The organism is Flavihumibacter cheonanensis (assembly GCF_022352215.1).
Lineage (GTDB): Bacteria > Bacteroidota > Bacteroidia > Chitinophagales > Chitinophagaceae > Flavihumibacter > Flavihumibacter cheonanensis.
The window spans coordinates 1-286 of sequence record NZ_JAKRWF010000129.1; the positions used below are offsets into that span (position 1 = coordinate 1).

Below are 286 nucleotides of genomic sequence, written 5' to 3' on the forward strand. Positions count from 1 at the left end.
ATCATCGGCGGCAGCCAGCGCGAGGAACGCCTGGACGTGCTCCAGCAGCGGATGCAAGAGCAGGGCCTGAACCCCAACGACTACTGGTGGTACTTGGACCTGCGGCGTTTCGGGACGGTGCCGCACGCCGGGTTCGGTTTGGGCTTGGAACGCGTCCTGCAGTTCGTCACGGGCATGGCCAACATCCGGGACGTCATTCCCTTTCCGCGGACGCCGGGGAATGCGGAGTTCTAGTTCGTATGTCTGACCTCGGCGAGCGTCAGCCCACCGGTTTCTTTGATTCCAG

General features: G+C 63.3%; 1 protein-coding gene. It reads left to right on the plus strand.

Annotated features, from left to right (window positions below; translation table 11 throughout):
* Positions 1-234 (plus strand): amino acid--tRNA ligase-related protein (locus MD536_RS21395; protein ID WP_317208153.1); only part of this gene is annotated, 234 nt, incomplete at its 5' end.
* Positions 235-286 lie beyond the last annotated feature (52 nt).